This window comes from cf. Phormidesmis sp. LEGE 11477 (assembly GCF_015207105.1).
Lineage (GTDB): Bacteria > Cyanobacteriota > Cyanobacteriia > Phormidesmidales > Phormidesmidaceae > Phormidesmis.
The window spans coordinates 24,404-41,018 of record NZ_JADEXO010000026.1; the positions used below are offsets into that span (position 1 = coordinate 24,404).

A 16,615-nucleotide genomic window follows, 5' to 3' on the forward strand; every position below is an offset into this window, starting at 1 on the left:
GTGGATGTGCCAGTTTGCTTATGTTTAGGTACTTAAGCATAGCAGTTTCAGCGGGCCATCAAGTTATTCCTGACACTGCAAACTAATGCATGAAAAAGGTGAGAGGTCACAACCCCCTTCCTGTAGATCTATCTAGTCTTCTAACTTGTAAGCTCACAAACATCCGTATATTCGCTTAATCTATAAAAATTGATACAGACGTCGGTGTATTTACTGAGTTCCGTTGGGCCAGCTCTATTAGACAAACTCTATAGACTAGCGCCGTTAAACCCGGACCCATTGAACCTAGCTTCGTTTAACTCGGCTCCGCTTAATCCAGCTCTGTGGAGCCTAATTTCTGTCAAGCCATTCACCCTCGCACTTTCATGATTGCAGTTCAGCCAAAGTCTCGTCAGATTCTCGGGGTCAATCAGCAAGCATATCAGGCGCTAAAGTCAGCGCTAAGCCTAAACCTGCGTAGGCAGCTCTTAGTGGCTGTGTGCGACAGCGTCATTTTGCAAGAACGGTTAGCCACGCAGCTAGAAGACGATATTGCCTTGAACGGCAGCGCATCTTTTAGTCCCGCTAACTTCGATAGTTCACTTGCGAACTCACAAATAGGGTCGGCTGCCGTTCTAGATCGGCTGATATTTGAGCCTGAGGATGCTCATTTACCTAGACAAGTTGTCCGTCGAATCCAGCAGATAGAGCAGAGTAATAGGCGATTGAGTCAACTGCAGGTGCTAGGTATTGAACAGATGACACGCCAGTCAGCGATCGCTCAGAATTACTTTTTGCGATCGCTAGAAAAGATAGATACGCTTTTGCCCAGGCTTAATACGAGTTTGCTCGTTTGGGTGTCTTGGCCCTGGCTACGGACGATTCAAGAGTCTGCACCTGCCTTTTGGCAGTGGCGTAACGGTGTGTACGAGTTCGTCAGCGATCCGACTCCAACGCCCGCTAGGACACTTGCTAGTGTGAGCGATTCATTGAATGCAGCGGCTGACGCGCGAACAGATACCTGGCCAATAGTAGATCTGCACACAGCCGATCCACAGATAGCAGACGAGCAGATAGCAGACGAGCAGGTGGCAGTCAACAGCCGCCGCATGAACCTTGATACGGATCTCGACGCTGACACTGCCCAGTGGCCCGTTCGGCTGCATGGAGAGATAGATGAGGAGCTAGGTGAGTGGGAAGAATCAGAGACAGAATCCTTACGTGCCGACAGTGACTTGATAACAGACCAGTCTGCTCCGATTGATTGGCAGCAAGACGCGAACAATCATTTTTCAGTGGGCTATCAACGGCGGCGCTCAATCGAAGCGGGTGATCGCACCCTCACCACCATCGAGTCCGCAATCAGCGCTTACGAAGCAGGATTGCAGTGCGTAGAAGCACACGGCCTAGAAGCAGGTGGTTTAGAAGTAGATAGTTTAGAAGTAGACAGCTTAGAAGCAAAGGGCATAAAAATACGCGATGCCAACGGCGCAGACCTTGGCCTAAGTAGCTGCCTGAACGATCTAGGCACTCTCTACTGGCTCAAGGCTCAGCAGCTAGACGACCCGCAGCAAACCACTGACTGTATGGTTCAAAGCATTCAGATTTATTCGCGGGCTTTAGAGCAGCAAGATGCCACGATGTCCTGTCAGATATACAGCAACATTGGCGCAGTTTATAGTCTCCTAGCAACTTACGGAGATTCTGCTTTTTGCCTCCAGCAGGCTGCTGCTGTCTACAACCAGGCTATTATGCTCAGCTCATCTACAGAGACGCCGCTAGAGCATGCCACGCTGTGCAACAGCCTAGGTTCGGTCTACTGGAAGCTATCTCACCACGATCAAACCGATCAGCACCTGCGCCTAGCGATTGGCGCTTATCAAGAGGCGCTATCTGGTTATGATCTAGCAGACCACGCGCTCGACTACGCGGCGGTACAAAACAATCTAGGTATCGCTCGCTGGAGTTTGGCAAAGCATGAAGCATCAATCGACAAGTATGAGCAGGCGATCGGCGCTTACCAAGAGGCACTGGTCTACCGTACCGCCGAGATCGACCCGGCAGCCTGCGCGGCTACTTACAACAATCTAGCGTTGGTCTATTGGGATCTAGCCAAAGAAAACGCTGTAGAGCTGACTCAAAAACTTGTCTATCAACAAGCGGCGATCGCAGCCTTCAATGCTACGCTCAAAACCGCTGAGGACTGCGATATCTTGAGCGATATGGACACTGCTGCTATCTATCACTGTTTAGGTGATGTGCATATGCAAATGCTAGAGTTCACTGATACTGAGACTAAAAGAGCTGATGCGCTACAAAAGTCTCTGCATAGCTACATTCAGTCGATTGCAGGTCTAACAGAAGACTCACCGCTTTTCCAGCCTAGACTCGCCGCGATCCTGGCGAATTTGCAATTTCACTACGAACACAAGGGGCTACCGGGTCAGCAGGCTGCTCTAAATCAACTGCCGCCCTGGCTGATTCCTTATGTGGTATCAGGGCTATAGACGTTCTTTTTAAATCAAAAGTCATACCCCCCTGCTAGGCTAGAAAGGTCTTCGCGCAGGACTTTTGGGTATGCCGCTGCTGATTATCGCTGCGATTGTAATTGCTTTTCTAGCGATCGCCTTCGCCCTACAGAACAACACACTAGTAGAAGTCCACCTGCTAGTGCAGCAGTTTCAGTTCTCTTTGGCGCTACTGCTGCTATCTACGCTAGCTATTGGTGTTGTGATCGGGCTGCTAGTTCTACTGCCTAGCTTGATCAAAAGAGGATGGCGAATTGCTCGGGCTCAAAAACAGACGGCGGCGCTAGAAGCGCAGTTGCAAGAGCGCGATCACCTGCTCTCCAACCGCGATCACAATACCGACACGCTACGTCAAAGCCACCAGAATCTTTTGCAAGCCTTGGGGCTAATCGATCAAAATACGAGCCTAATTTCTTCTAAAGTTTTGGCCCAGACGCTGTCCGCCCTGATTCAGCAGATGAAGCTACAGCCGGGCAACGCTAAGTTTGACTCGATCGGACTGTTGATTGTAGAAGCCCATCGCAAAGAGCCTTTAGGCGAAGTGAGCACGACCGAGCGCCAGGATAAGCTACTCGATGAGGCGATCGCGACTACCATTCGCCAGAATGTCACTGTCGACACCTGGCTGTACTGCAATAGCACCGCTCCTGAAGGCGCAGAGTTTCTATGCGTCCTAACTGGTAAAGATAAAAGCGGACTGCGCCAGTATGGAGAGACCCTGCAAACCGTGCTGACCGAGGAGCCACTGACGCTAGCTGATGAGTCGGTAGTCGCGGTGAGTGTCAGAGTAGGCGGAGCGATCGCCGATCGGAATCATCCGACCCACCAAGAGCAGATCATCATTGACAAGGCTAGACAAGCGCTAGCAGAAACTGGCAAGCGTCAGCTAACCTCACTGATCGGCAACCACGATATCAAAATCATCCAAGTTACCGATGGTTAATACAGCGCCATGACTCGCAGCTTTTATCCTTCAGATAGCCGTCTTCACCAAAAGAACCCTTTGACTATGATTCAAAGAGTTCTTCCAATGGCTGATCGAATTTAAGCTAATTAATTGAGCCAACTGTATCAGGCCAGCTAGGGTTCACCGACTGGGCTCTACTAAGCACCTGTCTCTAGCCAGCCGCCGCTGAGCACCACCGTTAGCGTCATAAATACAATAGTTAGCAGCCACGTAGCTCTATTCAATGTTTCTTCAGCACTTTTGGTACTGGTAAAGAGCTGTGCCTGACCGCCTAGAGCGCCGAGGCCATCGCCTTTAGGACTATGCAACAGAACCAAAACGCAAACGCCAACGGCTGCGATCGCCCAAATAATTTTGATAACCGTAACTGTCATGGAAAAACCCTATACATGGCGGTGTGATTTAGTCTATCGCAGAACATAGATGAACTGGTAGCGTCTGAGCTAGGAGAGGTCATCAATCGACATCGCTATCAATCAATAGAATGCGTCTGGCCACACTAGCTATCCACACTGGAGCTATCAGCGCTGCAATGACACCTTAACCGGCGTTCTGCTCTGCTTGTACTCTGCTTGAGCCGGCACGATCATTGACTGTCCATTCATGTCTTCTGGAATCGGCAGCTGTAAAATCTGCAAAATAGTCGGCGCAATATCTGCTAGGCACCCACCCTCTTGTCTGATCTGCACTTCTGCGCCATGACCGGGAATTTTTAACCCTTCACCTTCTACCAGAATGAACGGCACTGGATTGGTTGTGTGCGCGGTCCAGGGGCGTCCCTCTTCATCGTGCATGTACTCGGCGTTGCCATGGTCCGCGATGATAATCGAGGTGCCTCCCACATCGACAACCGCCGAGACGAGTCTGCCTAACTCTGCATCAACTGCCTCTAGCGCTGCAATCGTAGCGTCCATATTGCCAGTGTGTCCCACCATGTCAGGGTTGGCGTAGTTGATCACGATCAAAGAATACTCACGCTTGTTGACTGCTGCAATCGCCGTATCGGTCACCCTTTTCGCCGACATCTTAGGATCTTTGTCATAAGTGGCCACCATCGGACTGGGCACTAGCTCTCTGTGTTCTCCGGGAAATGCATCCTCCAAGCCACCATTAAAAAAGTAAGTCACATGAGCGTACTTCTCGGTCTCAGCCGTGCGAAATTGCTTGAGTCCCTGATCTGAAATGACTTGCCCCAAGATGTTATTTAGGCTCTGCGGCTTAAAGGCAACGCCTACTGGTAGTGAAGGGTCGTACTGCGTCATGGTCACAAAAGTCAGTGGCAAGATCGGGTCGCGCTCGAAGCTTCTGAACTCGCGCATGACAAACGCTTGGGTTAGCTGCCGGGCTCGGTCAGGTCTGAAATTAAAGAAGATGACCCCATCTTCTGCCTCAACCGCCCCTGGTGCCAAGCGAATAGGTTCTACAAACTCATCGTTTATTCCCTGTTCGTACGATGCCTTTAAAGCAGATAGGACAGAAGGGTCTTTGGGAAAGCTATCGCCATTTTCAGTCATGACTCGGTAGGCTTTCTCTACGCGATCCCAGCGGTTGTCGCGGTCCATAGCATAGTATCGACCGCTGAGCGTGACGATCTGTCCAACCCCAATTCGATCAATCGCGTCCTGTAGCTTTTTGAGAGCAAATTCGCCGTCTGTGGGCTTGGTATCACGTCCGTCTGTGATTGCATGAATACAGATATCCTCAACGCCCTGTCGCTTGGCCATTTCTATGAGGCCGATTAGGTGGTCTAGATGTGCATGCACGCCACCATCCGAACACAAGCCTACGAAGTGAAGCTTACTACCTGTGTAGGCTACCTTTTGGCACACCTTCAGCAGATCTAGGTTTTCCTCGATGCTGCCGTCTTCTACTGCATTAGAAATGCGAACTAGCTCTTGAGGCACCACCCGGCCCGCACCAATGTTGAGATGGCCGACTTCTGAATTACCCATCTGTCCGTTGGGCAATCCGACATATTTACCAGATGTATTGATCTTAGCTTTGGGATAGGTGTCCCACAGGCTATCAACGACCGGTGTACTAGCCTGACTAACGGCATTACCATCACGGTCGTCTCGGCAGCCCCATCCATCAAGGATGACTAATACCATTGGGGAAATAGGCGAGTCTGCCATACAAGGAACCTCTGTAATTAGCAACAGTGAGAAAACGGGGCTGATTAAAAGCTTGCTGAGGTATCGCTTGTTTCACATCTATACAAGCAGCGCTCAGCTGATCAGCGCAAAGGCGATCAACGCAAAGGTAGTAATAGAAGCTGTACTACGACGCCGTTAGGAACAACGAGATCATGAGAAGAAACAACTAGCAGGTCGAAAAGCGAGTTAGCCGCTGCCCAAGTCGGCTAGCTAAAAGCTGACTTTGCTATGAGCTACTCCTGGCTGCCCCTAGGCTATCCACCTTATATATGAATATATGAACATAAGGTCGCATCTGAAGTCTTAAAGTAACTCTATTTACCACTGAGAAAGATTGAACTTAATATTTTTGATCGACTTGTTTTATGGTTGTTTTGATGCTCAGGTTTAGCTGCAACTGTGCGACCAGTCAATGTGGTCGCCCGATCTTACGGGATGATAAGCGTGCAACACAGCAGTAAGTGGATATAACTAAACATTTAACATGAGTCTCCCCTAAAAATAAAGCGTGCCTAACTGATTAGAAACGACACGCTTTATCATGAGCTGGGCTCTAGCCGTCTACGGCGCTACTTCTCTAGGGCTGTCAGGAGCTTTTGGCGGCAGCTTGAGCCATTTGTTTTTGTCGCTGCTTTTCTTTTTGTTTCTGGCGTTTCGCCGCTGACTTAGCTGCTTTTTCGGCGTCTACTTTCTCTAGCCTTGCCCTTTCTTTTTCTTCGGCCAGCTTGTCTAGGTAGTAGTGATAGTCACCTTGATAGGCTCTCAGTTCGCCGTCTCTAATCTCAACTATCTTGTTGGCCACCTGAGAGATAAAGTAGCGGTCGTGCGAGACAATTAGCGCTGTGCCGTCATAGTTCTTAAGCGCAGTTTCCAACATCTCTTTGGCCGGAATATCGAGATGGTTTGTGGGCTCATCTAGGATCAGCAAATTAGCGGGCTGCAAGAGCATTCTTGCTAAGGCTAGGCGAGCTTTTTCTCCACCGCTAAGCGCGTTTACTTTTTTGAAAGCAGCATCGCCACTAAACAGAAACCGGCCTAGCAGGGTGCGAACTTCTTCATTCTTCCAATCAGGCACTTCATGGTGGATAGTTTGGATAACGGTTTTGTTCAAGTCGAGCGCCTCGGCCTGATTTTGTTCGAAATAGCCGGGGATCACGTTGTGATTGCCGATAGTAACGCTGCCGTCATCCGGTGACTCGATGCCAGTAATCAGACGTAGCAAGGTGGATTTGCCCGCACCGTTGGGTCCAACAAAAGCAATGCGATCGCCTCGCTCTACTTCTAGATCCGCACCTAAAAACAAGATCTTGTCGTCATAGCTATGAGTCATGTCGCTAATCTTGACCACTTCTCGTCCACTGCGCGGTGCTGGCTGGAACTGAAACTGCAGCCCTCGCAAGTCGGCAATTGGCGCTTCTACTCTTTCTACTTTAGCGAGCAGCTTTTCTCTACTTTTGGCCTGGGTGCTGCGCGTAGCGCTGGCCCTGAACTTATCAACAAACGTCTGCTGCTTAGCCAGCTCTTTTTGCTGTCGCTCATAGGTACTGAGCTGAGCGGCCTGATTTTCCGTTTTTTGAGCGATATAAGCGCTGTAGTTTCCTAGATATGTCGTCGAGACGCCTCTTTCTGTCTCAACAATAGACGTGCAGAGGCGATCGAGGAACTCTCGGTCATGAGAGACAATCACCATCGGGATCGATAGCCCCTTGAGATAGGTCTCTAGCCATTCGATCGTCTCTAGATCGAGGTGGTTAGTCGGCTCGTCAAGCAACAATAGATCAGGAGACTGCAAGAGCACTTTGCCAAGACCCATCCGCATTTGCCAGCCGCCACTATAAGAGCTGACTAGTCGCTCACCAGCATCGCTATCGAATCCCATCTCTGGCAAAATCTTTTCGATCCGTGCCTCTAGGCCATAGCCATCTAGCGCTTCAAACTGCCGCTGCTTTTTGTCTAGCAGGTTGATCAGCTTATTTAATTCCTTGGGGCTAGCACTTTCCATCTTGATTGGAATTTCTGCCAGGTCATGTTGAATTTTGTTAGCTTCTTTAAAGACCGTCCAGAATTCTTCGCGGACAGTTCGCCGGGGATCAACCTCAAATTCTTGATTAAGCGCGGCAATATGCAGTCCGCTGGGCCGGACGATCGATCCTGTAGTCGGTTCTATCTCGCCTTGAATAATTTTAAGCTGAGTGGATTTGCCTGCACCATTGACGCCGACTAGCCCAATGCGCTCACCGGGCTTGACCTCCCAGTTCACATCCTTTAGAACTTCTCCGGCGGGATAAATCTTGCTGATATTTTCCAAGCGCAGCATGGACAAACGTCTCCGTGAGTGACGATAAAAGTGTAGTGGGATGATAAAGGGCTGTAGCGCACAAAGACTTAGACGCTCATTGGCTAGTCTCTTGAGCCGATCGTCCCTTGGCTGAATCGTCTCTTGCTACCTCGATGCTTTGTTTTCGCCTTACTGGGTGAGAAAGCTAGAAAAGTTAGCCAGATACGAGATCGAATATGTAGACATCTTAACAAAGATGTTACAAAGCGAGATGATAGAAGCTGTTCGATGGATATTTTTATGCTGATGAATTCTACTTTGCTAGCCTTAGCTGGGTTTGGCCTGGTCTCTTTGCAGCCTGCCCAGATTGCTCAAGCCAAGGACACGCTGGCGTCAGTTCCGGCTCTAGCAGGCGATCTAGATCCTGCCGTTCCTGAGTTGCCCAGTGAAGATCTGCCCAGTGAAGATCTGCCCAGTGAAGATGCGCTGGCGGAAGACGGATCTGCGGTATCGCCAACGGCTAACTATTCAGATGATCGCATGTCGATCGACTATCCAGTGTCTTGGCAGATTGCGGTGAGCCCAGATGACAATGTGCAAATCCTAGACGGTACGAAGGGAAGCCCCGATGAGGTGGTGACGGAGATTTTCGTTGTAGATTCGCCGCCGGGCGTGTTGATCAACGCCAATATCGATAGCTTTATTACAGAGGGATCGGCGGTAGGTCCCTATGGTCAAGTGACCATCGACGATCAGGAGGCATTTACGATTTGGTTAGCCGACCGACCAGTGGCTTTGAGCCGGGCGATCGCAACTTTTATTGGCTACGATGACCAAACTGTCCTATTATTCAGCAGCTTCACGCCTGAAAACGAAGCCGTTGAAGAGCACCTATTAGAATTACACAACTCGTTTAAGAAAGTAGCTGATGCCGAATTAGAGCCAGAATCAACCCCGGAAGATGATTCAGAATTAGAAGGGGTGCTATAGGCTTTATAGCTGGTTGACGACTCCGTTCTTAGCGCCGCCCATCAGATACAGCAGCGCCATCCGCACGGCGACACCGCTCGCAACTTGTTTGGAGACTAGACTAAGTCGGGGATCGTCCATCAGATCAGAGGTGATTTCGATTCCTCGGTTAGTCGGGCCAGGGTGCAGGATTTTGACGGTGGGCTGACAGATTTTGAGGCGATCGCGCGTAATGCCAAATTGCCGATGATATGCTCGTAGGCTCGGCAGCAGATGTGCGCTCATCCGCTCTTTTTGTAATCTCAGCGCCATGACAAAGTCAGCCTTATCCAGTGCTGGCTCTAGCGCCCAATGGACAAATACCTGACGCTCTATCGTTCCGGCGTGAGTGGCTAGCGACTGGGAAAAAGCTGCCTTAAACGCCTTTGGCAGTAGCGTTGGGGGCGCTGCTAGATGAACCTGTGCCCCGCAAGCGCTGAGGCTCCACAGGTTTGATCGGGCTACTCGCGAATGCAAAATATCGCCCACGATTGCTATCTTTTTACCTTTTAGATCCTCAATCTTTGGCTGGTTGGCATCTAGTGAGTTACAAATCGTCAGCAGATCGAGCAGCGCCTGAGACGGATGCTCGTGCTGCCCATCGCCAGCATTAAGCACGCCGACGCCAGAGCCTAGTCGATCCATTTCTCTGGCAATAGTGGCAGGCACCCCCGATCCCTGGTGGCGAATCACCATTAAATCTGTACCCATCGCTAGATAGGTCTTAGCCGTATCGAGGATAGTTTCCCCTTTAGATAGCGAGGAGCTGCCGGGACTAAAGTTCAAGGTGTCAGCAGAGAGTCTTTTGGCTGCAAGTTCAAAGCTGCTACGAGTGCGAGTAGACGGTTCAAAAAAGAGGTTAGCGACTACCTGCCCTTGTAGGGTGGGCACCTTCTTGTTACGGCGGGCCAGTACCCCTTGAAAGCTTAGCGCTGTGTCAAGGATAGTTTTGTACTCCGACGGCCTAAAGTCAGCTAGAGAGATGATGTGTTGCCGGGTCCAGGGAAGGGTAGTCATAGAGGAGGGGCGATCGCACGGACGCGCTGTCAACTGGTGCGCTGTTAACTGCTGTCAACTATAGAGGATTGGCCAAGACAAATAGCATCGACGTACTTTGCAAATTGGCACATAAATTTGGCAGGTCGGGGGAGTTGTTTTGTAGGATGAGAATGTCTTTGTATATAGTGCTGTATTCAGTATTGCGTCAGATGGTTCGGTTGCCAGAGTCTATTCAAAAACACATTTCTCGCCAGCGTGGCCAAACGTCTATAGCGGGCTTAGCGCTGACGTTGAGTTTGGTCTTTGCTGGCTGTGCAACCGCGCCGGATACGGTAACGGTCGATCCAGAAGAAACCCCTGCTGCTGAAGTAGATCCCTCTGCGGCTGAAGATCAAACGCCTGATAAGGTTCAGCCTGAAGCAAAGCCGGATGGTGCTGGGATTGACAAGCAGCCAGGCGCAGCCGATGAGATGGTAACTGTCTCGGTCTATACAGTCGACGATCAGTGTAATGATTTTGTTGAGCAGTCGGTGCAGGTACCCAGCGACCAAGCGATCGCCTCTGCGGTAGGCAAGGCGATGGGCGCAGTGGAATACAACGCCTTTAAGCTGTCTGGCTATCAGGTTGATATCAATGGCAGCATAGCAACCGTCGATATGCAGCTAGCGCCAGGTTCACAGCGCCAGTTTGTCTCACTCTCTAGCTGCGAGCAAAGAGCTCTGTTTGGTAGCGTCGAAGAAACCCTACTGAACAACAGCGATTGGGACGTAGAAACCGTAAAATTCACCGCCAGTGGGAAGGAACTGACCCTCTAAACGTCCTGGGATTGAGTGAGTAAGACTTGAACACGTGCTCCTCAAGTGCGTAAGCTTTGAGTGGAGTAATTAGGTCTGTTCTAGCTGCATTTAGGGCTCAGCTGAATTTGAATCTGAGAGCAGGTCTAGGCAGCAAGCTTAGAAACTGATTGGCTGTTTTTTAGATACCATCGCCAAGGCTTGTCTGCGGCTTTAGTGATACCGATGCGAGTCGTCTGCACTATCTGATTTTTGGGGATGGTTCGGGGTCGATGCACTAGCCAAAGCCCATTGTCAGGATGGTACAAAATTCCATCTAGGGTTCGATCGATTGCTAGCGCTCTACAGAGTTTGCCTGGGCCTGCGGCAATGCGGTGAGGCTTTGCAGTCTGTTTAGGCGTGAGATGGGAAGGAATGGCATTGAGCTCTAGCGCCCTGATCAGAACGGCACTGCCGATTCCAGTCGATTCGCTAACGACATTTAGGCAGTGATACATGCCGTATATCAGATAGACGTAGCTGTGACCGGGTGGCCCGAACATCGCAGCGTTGCGGCGGCTGAGACCTTTGTAAGCGTGACAGGCCGGATCGCCAGGGGCGTAGGCTTCAGTTTCGACAATGGTGGCCCGGATTAGCATGCCGCTAGAAAGCTGTCGATAAAGCGTGCAGCCGAGGAGATCGGGGGCGAGCTGGGTGGAAGGGCGATCGCACCAGTTGGGTTCGATCAATCTAGCAGGCGATTCCAAGAACGGGTCTAATGGCGTAGGCAAAGATGAGTGGGGTGTAAATCGAGGCTTGTTTTTTCCCTGTTCAAAACTATTTGTCATAAACCATTAAGAATTGCTGGCTCACTCTAGTGGAGTTGCTAGGATCTTAGATGAAGTTAACTAACTTAATCTTATGGACATCAAGCTCGTTTTCTTTATCTTGACTGGCTTGTTTTCAGTTGCCTGCTTGTTCTTTGGTACTCGCAACGGTTTCTACGATTCTGAAAACTATCACGGCAACGGATCTGCTCACTAAGTGCTTTCTACTGAGATAACTTTGTTTGCTGAGATAACTTTATTAGTACTTTATTAGTATTAGTCGCGTCGCAATTCTGCGGTTTTTCTACCTGTTTTTTCCAATTTTCAATGCATGGTCTGTGCATATAGCGCCCCCCTGTGACTGAGCTGTCTTGTTTGCCCCATAGCGTCGGCTATGAAGATGAGGGGGTCTGTCTGAGTATTCAGATTGGCCCCTACTCTATTTTGTTTGACTGTGGTCTAGCCGATATCACTGCGCTTCGAGCCAAGCCTGCCGACTTTGCCTTCTGCAGCCACGCTCATACCGACCATATGCGAGGACTGCTGGCGCTACATCGCACCTTTCCTCTGCTGCCAATATTCGCTAGCGAGGTGACCACTCGGCTGTTGCCTTTAAACTGGCCGGGGCAAAGTGATACAGATTTTTGTCGGTCTTTGCCGTGGCGATCGCCAGTCGAAATTGCCCCTGGGCTGTCTGTACAGCTCTGGCCAGCGGGCCATATGCCAGGAGCCGCTGCTTTTTTGCTGACCTATCAGACACCTCAGCGCACCTATAGCGTTTTCTATAGCGGTGACTGTTTCCTTTCTAACGGGCGACTAGTCGATGGCATGCCCTTAGCAGAACTGAGGAACCTAAAGCCGGACGTGCTGATCGTAGAAGGTAGCTATGGGACTGAGCGGCATCCTCATCGCAAGCAGCAAGAAAACTACCTGGTTGAACGATTGAGCGGAGCGTTAGCTCATGGGGGGCGCGCTGTTTTTCCTAGTCCGCTACTAGGGCTAGGTCAAGAGCTGTTGATGCTGATGCGTAGTCATCATAATTTCACTGGTCAGCCGATCAATGTCTGGGTAGATCCGCTGATTGCCAGAGGCTGTGATGCCTACTTGGGCTGCTTATCGGCGCTGCCCACCACGGTACAAAATTTTGCTCAGCACCAGCCGCTGTTTTGGGACGAGCGCGTTTTGCCTCGAGTGAGACGCTTAGAACCTCAAATTTCGCCAGAGCTACTAGCTGATGAGCCAGAGGCGACGGTCTTTATTGTGCATCCAGCTACCCATCCAAGCGCCTACGGAATCGCTAGCGCGGTTGATTGGACTGTATTCGTGCCGGATGTGGAAAGTATTTCACTCTGGCAAACGCAGCTATCAGAACAGATGTATGGAGCCTATCACCGCTTCGATTGGTTGGCCGAACTAGCAGCTGTAGTGGATTCAGAGGCAGTCGAGCACTATATGCTGACAAATCACTGCGACGGCGTTGGGACAACGCAGCTTATTCACAATCTTCGTCCACAGCACGTAATCTTTGTCCACGGCGACCAGCGCCAGCTAAACAGTTTGGCCAGTCTAGATGATTTGCAGGCTCGCTATCATCTGCACTTGCCTACACCTGCCCAGTCGATTGACCTGCCTTTGGCCTCAGCTTTTTGGCAGCCAGCGCCACCGCAAGGCACGCTGTACGAAGGTGAGATAGATATAGATCGTCAAGGCGTGCAGCTACGATTGCCGCCACTATTAGAAAGCGATCCACGCTGGGCGCAGCTATCAGATACTGGGATTGTGGAGGCGAGCTGGCAGGGTAATCAGCTAGTGATTCGCGGACTCGACCAGCAAGAATTGATGCGAGTCAAACCGGCAAAGGCTGCTGATCCGACTCGCACTTGCTATTATTGCCGTCATCTTCGAGGGCAGCGCTGTCGTAATGTTGAATCGCCTTTGGTAGGGTTGCAGGTAACGTCTGACGGAACGTGCGGCGTTTTTGAACGATCGGCTGGCGGGGCTAGTCGCAGATCGAGTACTGAGTGATTCATCCAGTTATTGATCGGGGGGATTCGCCGAGGGATTTGCTAGCCGAGGGATTTGCTAGCCGAGGGATTTGCTATAGGAGCAGTGCCAAATGACGGAAGGTCTGTTCTGGTATGACGGATATTTGTTTGAGAACGGCGAGAGCGGTGCTGGGTTTCTTTCGGGTCCGAATTTCGATACGGCGGCTTTGCGGTTTGGTGCCAGCGTGTTCACCACGCTGCGGGTATATGGGCAAGATTTAGCCCATCCAATGACGATGTGGAAAGCGCACTGCGATCGCCTCACCCAATCCCTTACTTACTTTGATTGGGTACAGCCCGATTGGCTCTCCATATATCAAGGGGCACAGCAGCTCAAAGCTCACTATCTAGTCCTACGACTCACCGTGTTTCCTGACGGTAAAGTTTGGATCACAGGTCGTAACTTACCGCCTTGCCTAACCCAGCAACAAACTGAAGGCGTGACTTGCCAGCTAGCCTCTACTGATTATCAGCGGAGCTTTCCCCGGCACAAAACGGGCAATTATCTGGCTTGCTGGCAGGCTCGAAAACAGGCTCAAAGAGCGGGCGCTCAAGAAGCTATTTTGATGAACTCTAAAAGAGAGTGGCTAGAAACTGCGACTGGCAATCTATGGGGCGTCGCTCAAGGGCAGTGGTGGACGCCGCTGCAAACGCAGTGTTTACCGGGATTGATGAGACAGCGATTACAAACGTTGCTGAGTGCAAAGGGCATGAAGGTAAACGGATCGCCTTGGACTAGGGCGGCGGTGGCAGGGTTTGATGCGATCGCCTACAGCAACTGTGTTGTTGGGCTTTTGCCTATTCACACAATCCTAGATAGAGACATTACACTAAAGTACAACGTTCAAAATGCCAGCCTTAAAGCGTTACAGCGGCAGCTAGCGAGTTTGACAGAAGAAAAGTCGATGATTCCTGAAATGAGTTAACATAAGTTAATAACGAAGGAATTAAGCTATCAGTGTTGAGCTTCAGGCTTCAGTTTTAGACCATTTTGCTGTAGAGCAGTGCGAAAGCAGCGTCTCTTACAGCCTGATGAACGTCTTCTTCAAAAAATTGGCCAGCTTTAAGACTAAGCATCCTCACTCAACTATTTAAAGGAGGCTTCCACCCGGTGAATAAACGCTGGAGAAACGCGGGTCTTTACGTACTACTCGTCGTTGTTGTCATCGCATTGGCAACTGCATTTTTCGATCAACCTCGCGTCGAGACCCAGTCTCAGCGCTATAGCCAGTTTATTAACGACGTTCAGCAAGGGCGTGTTGAGAGCGTATCCATTACATCGGATAAATCTCAGGCTCGCTTTGCCTCACCAGACGGTACAGGCCGCGTCGTTGTCAATCTGCCTCAAGACCCTGGTCTGGTCGAGCTGCTCACAGAAAACAACGTGGACATCACAGTCCAACCGACCCAAGACGAAAACGCTTTTGTTAGGTTGTTCAGCGCTCTGATTATTCCAGCTTTGCTGCTGGTTGCGCTCTTCTTCCTGTTCCGCCGCGCTTCTAACGGCCCTGGCAGTCAGGCCATGAACTTTGGTAAATCCAAAGCACGGGTGCAGATGGAGCCTCAGACTCAAGTCACTTTTGGTGATGTAGCGGGTATTGATCAAGCCAAGCTGGAACTGACCGAAGTCGTTGACTTCTTGAAGAACGCCGATCGCTTTACGGCAATTGGTGCCAAGATTCCCAAAGGTGTGCTGCTAGTCGGCCCTCCAGGTACAGGTAAAACGCTTCTGGCTAAAGCCGTCGCAGGTGAGGCAGGCGTTCCCTTCTTCTCTATCTCTGGTTCTGAGTTTGTCGAGATGTTCGTCGGTGTGGGTGCCTCTCGTGTGCGCGACCTGTTCGAGCAAGCTAAGTCAAACGCGCCCTGTATCGTCTTTATCGATGAGATTGACGCCGTTGGTCGTCAACGAGGGGCCGGTCTAGGCGGTGGTAACGACGAGCGCGAGCAAACGCTCAACCAGCTACTGACCGAGATGGATGGCTTTGAAGGCAACACAGGCATCATCATCATTGCGGCGACTAACCGCCCTGATGTCTTGGATGCTGCCCTCCTGCGTCCTGGTCGTTTCGACCGTCAGGTGGTCGTCGATCGCCCTGACTACTCGGGTCGCCTGGAGATTCTCAACGTTCACTCTCGCGGCAAGACCTTCTCTCAAGATGTCGATCTAGAGAAGATCGCTCGTCGCACGCCTGGTTTTACCGGTGCCGATCTGTCTAACCTGTTGAACGAAGCCGCTATTTTGGCAGCCCGCCGCAATCTCACTGAGATTGCAATGGATGAAGTCAACGATGCAATTGATCGCGTATTGGCCGGGCCCGAGAAGAAAGATCGGGTCATGAGCGAAAAGCGTAAAGTGCTAGTGGCCTATCACGAAGCGGGTCACGCCTTGGTTGGTGCTTTGATGCCTGACTACGACCCGGTTCAAAAAATCAGCATTATCCCTCGTGGACGGGCGGGCGGTTTAACTTGGTTTACGCCTAGTGAAGAACGCTTGGAGTCTGGTCTATACTCTCGCTCTTATTTACAGAACCAAATGGCAGTCGCTTTGGGCGGTCGTTTGGCTGAAGAGATTGTCTTTGGCGATGAAGAAGTGACCACTGGTGCTTCTAATGACTTGCAGCAAGTCGCGAATACGGCCCGTCAGATGGTGACCCGGTTTGGCATGAGTGACATTCTAGGGCCGGTGGCGCTCGGTCGTCAGCAGGGCAACCCGTTCCTGGGTCGCGATATTGCCAGCGAGCGTGACTTTTCTGAGAAGACAGCGGCATCGATCGATGCTGAAGTTCGATCTCTAGTTGACCAGGCCTATGCTCGCTGTAAGCAGGTGCTAGTAGAAAATCGTCACATTCTAGATCAGCTAGCAGATATGCTGGTAGATAAAGAAACTGTCGATTCTGAAGAGCTGCAGACATTGCTTGCCAATAGCAATGCGAAGATGGCTACTATTGCCTAGACGATGCCTTAGAGTACTTACTCGAAGATTGATTAGCTAGAAGCCTCATCTAAAAGTCGTCCCTTACATAAGGGACGGCTTTTTTAGTGTTTCTTGGAGGCT

General features: G+C 50.7%; 13 protein-coding genes. 8 read left to right on the plus strand and 5 right to left on the minus strand.

Translation table 11 applies throughout. From position 1 onward, the window contains the following. The first annotated feature begins 365 nt into the window (after nucleotides 1–365). Nucleotides 366–2,486 carry a tetratricopeptide repeat protein gene (locus tag IQ256_RS09910; protein WP_193855386.1) on the plus strand — a complete coding sequence of 707 codons (2,121 nt, stop codon included), beginning with the start codon at nucleotides 366–368 and terminating at the stop codon, nucleotides 2,484–2,486. 70 nt (nucleotides 2,487–2,556) lie between these two features. After that, complete coding sequence (locus IQ256_RS09915) at nucleotides 2,557–3,450, plus strand: lipopolysaccharide assembly LapA domain-containing protein (RefSeq protein ID WP_193855387.1); 894 nt, start codon at nucleotides 2,557–2,559, stop codon at nucleotides 3,448–3,450. Nucleotides 3,451–3,611: 161 nt separating this feature from the next. Here IQ256_RS09915 and secG read toward each other — a convergent pair whose 3' ends face one another. From secG to abc-f, 3 genes are all read right to left on the minus strand, one after another. Continuing rightward, nucleotides 3,612–3,848: a preprotein translocase subunit SecG gene (secG, locus tag IQ256_RS09920; RefSeq protein WP_193855388.1), complete on the minus strand. Its 237-nt coding sequence runs from the start codon at nucleotides 3,846–3,848 to the stop codon at nucleotides 3,612–3,614. Nucleotides 3,849–3,995: 147 nt separating this feature from the next. Then, nucleotides 3,996–5,609 carry a 2,3-bisphosphoglycerate-independent phosphoglycerate mutase gene (gene gpmI / locus IQ256_RS09925; protein ID WP_193855389.1) on the minus strand — a complete coding sequence of 538 codons (1,614 nt, stop codon included), beginning with the start codon at nucleotides 5,607–5,609 and terminating at the stop codon, nucleotides 3,996–3,998. Nucleotides 5,610–6,216: 607 nt separating this feature from the next. After that, the gene (gene abc-f, locus IQ256_RS09930; RefSeq protein WP_193855390.1) at nucleotides 6,217–7,947 is read right to left on the minus strand and encodes a ribosomal protection-like ABC-F family protein; all 1,731 of its coding nucleotides are present in this window, start codon (nucleotides 7,945–7,947) and stop codon (nucleotides 6,217–6,219) included. Between the two features lie 249 nt (nucleotides 7,948–8,196). Here abc-f and IQ256_RS09935 point away from each other — a divergent pair, with 249 nt between their 5' ends. Continuing rightward, nucleotides 8,197–8,898, plus strand: coding sequence for a hypothetical protein (locus tag IQ256_RS09935; RefSeq protein ID WP_193855391.1), 702 nt, complete (start codon nucleotides 8,197–8,199; stop codon nucleotides 8,896–8,898). 3 nt (nucleotides 8,899–8,901) lie between these two features. Here the strand turns inward: IQ256_RS09935 and IQ256_RS09940 are convergent, their stop codons facing one another. Continuing rightward, nucleotides 8,902–9,933 carry an aspartate carbamoyltransferase catalytic subunit gene (locus tag IQ256_RS09940; RefSeq protein WP_193855392.1) on the minus strand — a complete coding sequence of 344 codons (1,032 nt, stop codon included), beginning with the start codon at nucleotides 9,931–9,933 and terminating at the stop codon, nucleotides 8,902–8,904. A gap of 152 nt (nucleotides 9,934–10,085) precedes the next feature. Here IQ256_RS09940 and IQ256_RS09945 point away from each other — a divergent pair, with 152 nt between their 5' ends. After that, entirely contained in the window at nucleotides 10,086–10,730 is a 645-nt protein-coding gene (locus IQ256_RS09945; protein ID WP_193855393.1) for a sporulation/spore germination protein, read from the plus strand. 125 nt (nucleotides 10,731–10,855) lie between these two features. On the opposite strand, the gene IQ256_RS09950 is transcribed toward IQ256_RS09945, so the two are convergent. Continuing rightward, the gene (locus tag IQ256_RS09950) at nucleotides 10,856–11,536 is read right to left on the minus strand and encodes a DNA-3-methyladenine glycosylase (RefSeq protein WP_193855394.1); all 681 of its coding nucleotides are present in this window, start codon (nucleotides 11,534–11,536) and stop codon (nucleotides 10,856–10,858) included. Nucleotides 11,537–11,609: 73 nt separating this feature from the next. Between IQ256_RS09950 and IQ256_RS30030 the strand changes: the two genes are divergently transcribed. The 4 genes from IQ256_RS30030 to ftsH3 all read left to right on the plus strand — a co-directional run bounded on the left by IQ256_RS30030 (nucleotide 11,610) and on the right by ftsH3 (nucleotide 16,513). Beyond that, complete coding sequence (locus IQ256_RS30030) at nucleotides 11,610–11,732, plus strand: hypothetical protein (RefSeq protein WP_006454305.1); 123 nt, start codon at nucleotides 11,610–11,612, stop codon at nucleotides 11,730–11,732. A 140-nt stretch (nucleotides 11,733–11,872) separates the two neighbouring features. Continuing rightward, nucleotides 11,873–13,540: an MBL fold metallo-hydrolase gene (locus IQ256_RS09955; RefSeq protein WP_193855395.1), complete on the plus strand. Its 1,668-nt coding sequence runs from the start codon at nucleotides 11,873–11,875 to the stop codon at nucleotides 13,538–13,540. A 91-nt stretch (nucleotides 13,541–13,631) separates the two neighbouring features. After that, nucleotides 13,632–14,486 carry an aminotransferase class IV gene (locus IQ256_RS09960; RefSeq protein ID WP_193855396.1) on the plus strand — a complete coding sequence of 285 codons (855 nt, stop codon included), beginning with the start codon at nucleotides 13,632–13,634 and terminating at the stop codon, nucleotides 14,484–14,486. A gap of 185 nt (nucleotides 14,487–14,671) precedes the next feature. Then, nucleotides 14,672–16,513, plus strand: coding sequence for an ATP-dependent zinc metalloprotease FtsH3 (gene ftsH3 / locus IQ256_RS09965; protein ID WP_193855397.1), 1,842 nt, complete (start codon nucleotides 14,672–14,674; stop codon nucleotides 16,511–16,513). The last annotated feature ends 102 nt before the right edge of the window (nucleotides 16,514–16,615 follow it).

Bases quoted from the DNA above. Each gene is read 5' to 3' on its own strand.
- IQ256_RS09945 (WP_193855393.1), top strand. From the start codon at position 10,086: ATGTCTTTGTATATAGTGCTGTATTCAGTATTGCGTCAGATGGTTCGG.
- secG (WP_193855388.1), bottom strand. From the start codon at position 3,848: ATGACAGTTACGGTTATCAAAATTATTTGGGCGATCGCAGCCGTTGGC.
- abc-f (WP_193855390.1), bottom strand. From the start codon at position 7,947: ATGCTGCGCTTGGAAAATATCAGCAAGATTTATCCCGCCGGAGAAGTT.
- IQ256_RS09910 (WP_193855386.1), top strand. From the start codon at position 366: ATGATTGCAGTTCAGCCAAAGTCTCGTCAGATTCTCGGGGTCAATCAG.
- IQ256_RS09940 (WP_193855392.1), bottom strand. From the start codon at position 9,933: ATGACTACCCTTCCCTGGACCCGGCAACACATCATCTCTCTAGCTGAC.
- IQ256_RS09915 (WP_193855387.1), top strand. From the start codon at position 2,557: ATGCCGCTGCTGATTATCGCTGCGATTGTAATTGCTTTTCTAGCGATC.
- gpmI (WP_193855389.1), bottom strand. From the start codon at position 5,609: ATGGCAGACTCGCCTATTTCCCCAATGGTATTAGTCATCCTTGATGGA.
- IQ256_RS30030 (WP_006454305.1), top strand. From the start codon at position 11,610: ATGGACATCAAGCTCGTTTTCTTTATCTTGACTGGCTTGTTTTCAGTT.
- IQ256_RS09960 (WP_193855396.1), top strand. From the start codon at position 13,632: ATGACGGAAGGTCTGTTCTGGTATGACGGATATTTGTTTGAGAACGGC.
- IQ256_RS09935 (WP_193855391.1), top strand. From the start codon at position 8,197: ATGGATATTTTTATGCTGATGAATTCTACTTTGCTAGCCTTAGCTGGG.
- IQ256_RS09950 (WP_193855394.1), bottom strand. From the start codon at position 11,536: ATGACAAATAGTTTTGAACAGGGAAAAAACAAGCCTCGATTTACACCC.